Raw genomic sequence first — 4,641 nt, forward strand, 5'->3', positions numbered from 1 at the left:
GGGCTGGCCGTGACCGACCGGAGCGGTCGGCCCTATTTCCTGAACCGGGCTGCGCAATCCCTCATCGACCGGGGCCTTCTGCGCCTCGAGCACGGCGGCCTGCGCGGCGCGGGGCCGGAGGACAGCGCGACGCTCCGCCGCGTCATCGACCGCTGCGCCGCCGGCCAGCGCGGCGCCGCGGTGCGCCTGGACGGCCCCGACGGGACACTCCTGGTCGCCGCCTGCGCGATCCCCGGGGCCTTCCGCCCGATCGCCGAGGGCGCGGTTCTCCTGCGCCTCATCGACCCCGCGGCGCCACGCCTGCCGGATCCCGGCGTTCTGCAGGACCAGTTCGGTTTTACCCCCGCGGAGGCGGCCCTGGCCATCGACATCCTGGCGGGGAACGACCTCGCGGCGAGCGCGACGCGCCGCCAGATCACCCGGAACACGGCACGCGTGCACCTGCGTCACCTCTTCGAGAAGACGGGGACGCGCCGCCAGGCCGAGTTGATGCGCCTGCTCCTGCTCTGCCCGCAGCCGATCGCGGGTGTGTAGAGCCGTCCTCGGTTTCCCGTGCGGGACGGAGGGGCGTCGTCTGGACCGGCAGAGCCTGCCCCGTCAGGCGGCAGGCCGCAACAGGCTCGCCCCCGGCAAACAAGTCTACTTCGACAACACGCAGTAACCTGAACAGATGATGCGAGAAAGAGACGATTCATCGACACTGATCCGGCCGAAATTGGATAAAGAACCAATTTTTCGGCACAACGGAGACCAGATCATGATCCTCTCGTTCGTTAAATACATTCGAAAAAACCGCATCGCCGCGCGAAACATTCGCATCTTATCGGCCCTCGACGACGATATGTTGAGCGATATCGGGCTCGACCGGCGCACGCTCCGCGCCTTCTGCGAGAACGGCTGTTCGCACATGCTGGCCCGGCCGAGCCAGCCGGAGGCATCCCGGACGATCGCGCTGCCCACGACGCTCGGGATCGCCGTCCGCTGAACCGGCCAGACCCCTTCAGGCCCGCTCAGATCGCGATGCAGATCTTGCCGAAGTGGCGGTTGCTTTCCTGGTGGCGGAACGCCGCCACGAGCTCGTCGAGGGGGTAGCGGCTGTCGACCACCGGCCGCAGGCCGCAGGCTTCGATGCCGCGGACCATCTCGATCTGGTGGCGGCGGCTGCCGACCAGCACGCCCTGCAGGCGGATCTGCTTCAGGAGCGCCGGCACCAGGGGCAATTCCCCGGCCACGCCCGACAGGATGCCGATCACCGAGATGTGGCCGGCGACGCGGACGGCGGCCATGGACTGCTCCAGCGTCGCCGGACCGCCGACGTCGACGACGTGGTCGACGCCGCGCCCATCGGTCAGCCGCCGGGCGGTCTCGCCCCAGGCCGGGTCGGCGCGGTAGTTGATGACGTGGTCGGCGCCGAGCCCGCGCAGGCGCTCCAGCTTGTCGTCGCTGGACGAGGTGGCGATCACCGTGGCCCCCGCCGCCTTAGCGAATTGCAGGGCGAACAGCGACACGCCGCCGGTCCCCTGCACCAGCACGACGTCACCGCTCTTCAGGCCGGCATCGGCGTGGAGCGCGCGCCATGCGGTGAGCGCCGCGGTGGTCAGGGTCGCCGCCTCGGCGTGGTCCCAGCCCTTCGGCGCGTGGGTGAAGGCGCTGGCCGGCGCGGTGACCCGCTCCCGGGCATAGCCGTCGACCCCGTCGCCCGGCACGGTGGCGAAGCCCTCGACCCGCGGCGTGCCCTCGGTCCAGGTCGGGAAGAACGTGCTGACCACCCGGTCGCCGACCGCGAAGTCGTTCGGGCCGGGTCCCACGGCCTCGACCTCGCCGGCGCCGTCCGACATCGGGACGCGCGGCTCGCTCGGCCCCCACATCCCGCTGACCACGGCATAGTCGTGATAGTTGAGGGAACTCGCCCGCAGGCGGACGGTGATCGCGCCGGGCCCCGGCTCGGGCACCGGCCGCTCCCCGAAGGTCACCTTGTCGAAGCCGCCGCCCGGCTGGACGATGACGGCCCGGGCTGTCGATCCGGTCATGATGCACCTGTCGCTCCGCGGCCGCGGCCGCCGGGAGGCGGACACTGGCAGGCCCCACGCCCGGCGTCGAGACGACGGACGGGGACCGTCCGCCGCGGGGGCCGGGGCGGACGGCCCGCAACGGGCGCTCCGGTCCGGGACCGGCGCGCCCAGGAGCCGCGCGCAGGAGCCGGGCGCAGGAGCCGGGCGCATGCCCCTCCCGCCCTTGCCGCTCTGCGACACCAGCGGCAAGGTCGCGGATCGCATCCCGTCCGTGGAAGGAGCACAGACCGTGTCGACCGAGCGCGTCGTTCTGACCGAAAGCATAGCGCCGACGGCGTCCAGGATCTTCACGCAGGCCGGGATCGGCGACATCCGCCAGCTGCCTCGTGCCGTCAGCCCCGATGATACCCGGGATCTGGCCGACGTCACCGTCCTCGGCATCCGCTCCCGCACGCACGTCACCGCCGCGCTGCTCGACGCCCTGCCCGATCTCACCGCCATCGGCTGCTTCAGCGTCGGGACCAATCAGGTCGACCTCGAGACGGCGCGCGCCCGGGGCGTGCCCGTCTTCAACGCGCCGTTCTCGAACACGCGCAGCGTCGCCGAACTCACGATCGGCGAGATCGTGATGCTGCTCCGGCGCATCCTGCCGCGCTCGATCGCCGCCCATGCCGGCGGCTGGGACAAGTCGGCCTCCGGCGCCTTCGAGGTGCGCGGCAAGACGCTGGGGATCGTCGGCTACGGAAACATCGGCGCGCAGCTCTCGAACCTCGCGGAGGCGATGGGCATGCGCGTGATCTTCTACGATCTGACCGACAAGCTGCGTCACGGGAACACCGAGCCGGCCGAGAGCTTCGACGCGCTGCTCGCCGCCAGCGACGTGGTCAGCCTGCACGTCCCGGAGACGCCGCTGACCCACGGGCTCATGGGCGCGGAGCGCATCCGCGCGATGAAGCCCGGCGCCTACCTCATCAACAACAGCCGGGGCACGGTCGTGGACCTGGACGCCCTGGCGGCGGCCCTGCGCGACGGCCATCTCGCCGGAGCCGCGATCGACGTCTTCCCGGTCGAGCCCACCTCCAACGCGGAGCGCTTCGTCTCGCCCCTGCAGGGGCTGCCGAACGTCATCCTCACCCCGCATATCGGCGGCTCGACGGAGGAGGCGCAGGATCGGATCGGCGCGGAGGTGGCCCGCAAGCTGGTCGACTACGCCCAGACCGGCTCGACGCTCGGCGCGGTGAACTTCCCGCAGGTTCAGCTGCCGCCGCGCCGGTCCGGCGCCCGCTTCCTCCACGTCCACCGGAACGTGCCCGGCGTGCTCGGGCAGATCAACGCGGTCTTCTCGGGCCGGTCGCTCAACATCGACGCGCAGTACCTGCAGACGGACGGCGAGTACGGCTACGTCGTGGTGGACGCGTCGGTGGGGCTTGGCGAGGCGGACGCGGTACTCGGCGCGCTACGGGCCATCGACGGTACGGTGCGGACGCGGCACCTCCGGCCGGCGGTGGCGTGAGGCTGACGCCGACGGCTGCCCCACCTCGTCGCCCCGTGCGGGCGACGAGGTCCACACCGCTGCGCGTGCGCCTCCCACAGAGCTCGGGCTCGCCCGAGATCTGTTCCTGGCAAGCCCGCACGGGCGAGGGGACCCGCGCCCCGTCCTGAGACCCATGGGCGAGACCCGAGATCGCGTCGCCGCCCTGCAGAGGACGAGCGCGGCGCGGATCCGATCGCCCCCGGGGTCAGTGCCGCGGCAGGGTGTGCAGCGCCGTCAGGAAGGCGTCGACCTCCGCGCGGGTGTTGTAGAAGGCCAGCGACGCTCGCACCGACTGGTCGACCCCGAACCGGCGGAGCGCCGGCAGGGCGCAGTGATGGCCCGAACGGACCGCGATGCCGCGGGCATCGAGGTGGTGGGCGACCGCCTCGTTCTCCTGGCCTTCGATCACGAAGGACATCACGCTCGCCTTCTCCCGGGCCGTGCCGATCAGACGCAGGCCCTTCACGTCGGCAAGACCGGCCTGCGCATAGTCCAGCAGGTCGTGCTCGTAGGCGGCGATCGCCGGCAGGCCGATCCGCGCGAGGTAGTCGAGGGCCGCCCCGAGCCCCACCGCCCCGGCAATGTCGGGCGTGCCGGCCTCGAATTTTTCCGGCGCGCCCTTGTACACCGTCTTCGCGAAGGTGACGTCCTCGATCATGTGGCCGCCGCCCTGCCAGGGGGGCATCGCCGCGAGCAGGTGCGCCTTGCCGTAGAGCGCGCCGATGCCCGTCGGCCCGAACACCTTGTGGCCGGAGAAGACCAGGAAGTCGGCGTCCAGCGCCTGCACGTCGAGCGGCATGTGCGGCGCGGATTGCGCCGCATCGACCAGCACCGGCACCCCGTAGGCATGGGCGAGCTGGATGATCTCCCGCACCGGGTTCACGGTGCCGAGCGCGTTGGCCACCTGCGTCACCGAGACGATCTTGGTGCGGCCCGACAGCAAGGCCGCGTATTGCTCGAAGATGATCTCGCCCCGGTCGTTTGACCGGGATCGCCCGGAGCGTCCCCCCGGTCTGCTGAGCCAGCATCTGCCAGGGCACGATGTTTGCGTGGTGCTCAATGGTCGAGACGATGATCTCGTCCGCCCGGGCCGAT

4 protein-coding genes and 1 pseudogene are annotated in these 4,641 nt (G+C 71.4%); 3 read left to right on the forward strand and 2 right to left on the reverse strand.

From position 1 onward, the window contains the following. Together I53_RS20555 and I53_RS20560 are read left to right on the forward strand one after the other, a co-directional pair. Positions 1 to 534, forward strand: a 534-nt coding sequence (locus I53_RS20555; RefSeq protein WP_043354135.1) for a helix-turn-helix transcriptional regulator, incomplete at its 5' end; no start/stop codon positions are given. Positions 535 to 757: 223 nt separating this feature from the next. Next, the gene (locus I53_RS20560) at positions 758 to 985 is read left to right on the forward strand and encodes a DUF1127 domain-containing protein (protein ID WP_043354136.1); all 228 of its coding nucleotides are present in this window, start codon (positions 758 to 760) and stop codon (positions 983 to 985) included. Between the two features lie 25 nt (positions 986 to 1,010). On the opposite strand, the gene I53_RS20565 is transcribed toward I53_RS20560, so the two are convergent. Further along, positions 1,011 to 2,030 (reverse strand): NAD(P)-dependent alcohol dehydrogenase, encoded by a 1,020-nt coding sequence (locus tag I53_RS20565; RefSeq protein ID WP_043354137.1) that lies wholly within the window; start codon positions 2,028 to 2,030, stop codon positions 1,011 to 1,013. 271 nt (positions 2,031 to 2,301) lie between these two features. Here I53_RS20565 and serA point away from each other — a divergent pair, with 271 nt between their 5' ends. Further along, the gene (gene serA / locus I53_RS20570; RefSeq protein ID WP_075381875.1) at positions 2,302 to 3,525 is read left to right on the forward strand and encodes a phosphoglycerate dehydrogenase; all 1,224 of its coding nucleotides are present in this window, start codon (positions 2,302 to 2,304) and stop codon (positions 3,523 to 3,525) included. 226 nt (positions 3,526 to 3,751) lie between these two features. On the opposite strand, the pseudogene I53_RS20575 reads toward serA, so the two are convergent. Then, positions 3,752 to 4,641 (reverse strand): annotated as a pseudogene (locus tag I53_RS20575) (aminotransferase class V-fold PLP-dependent enzyme); the annotation flags it as partial.

The sequence above is a fragment of the Methylobacterium sp. B1 genome (assembly GCF_000333255.1).
Classification (GTDB): Bacteria; Pseudomonadota; Alphaproteobacteria; order Rhizobiales; family Beijerinckiaceae; genus Methylobacterium; species Methylobacterium fujisawaense.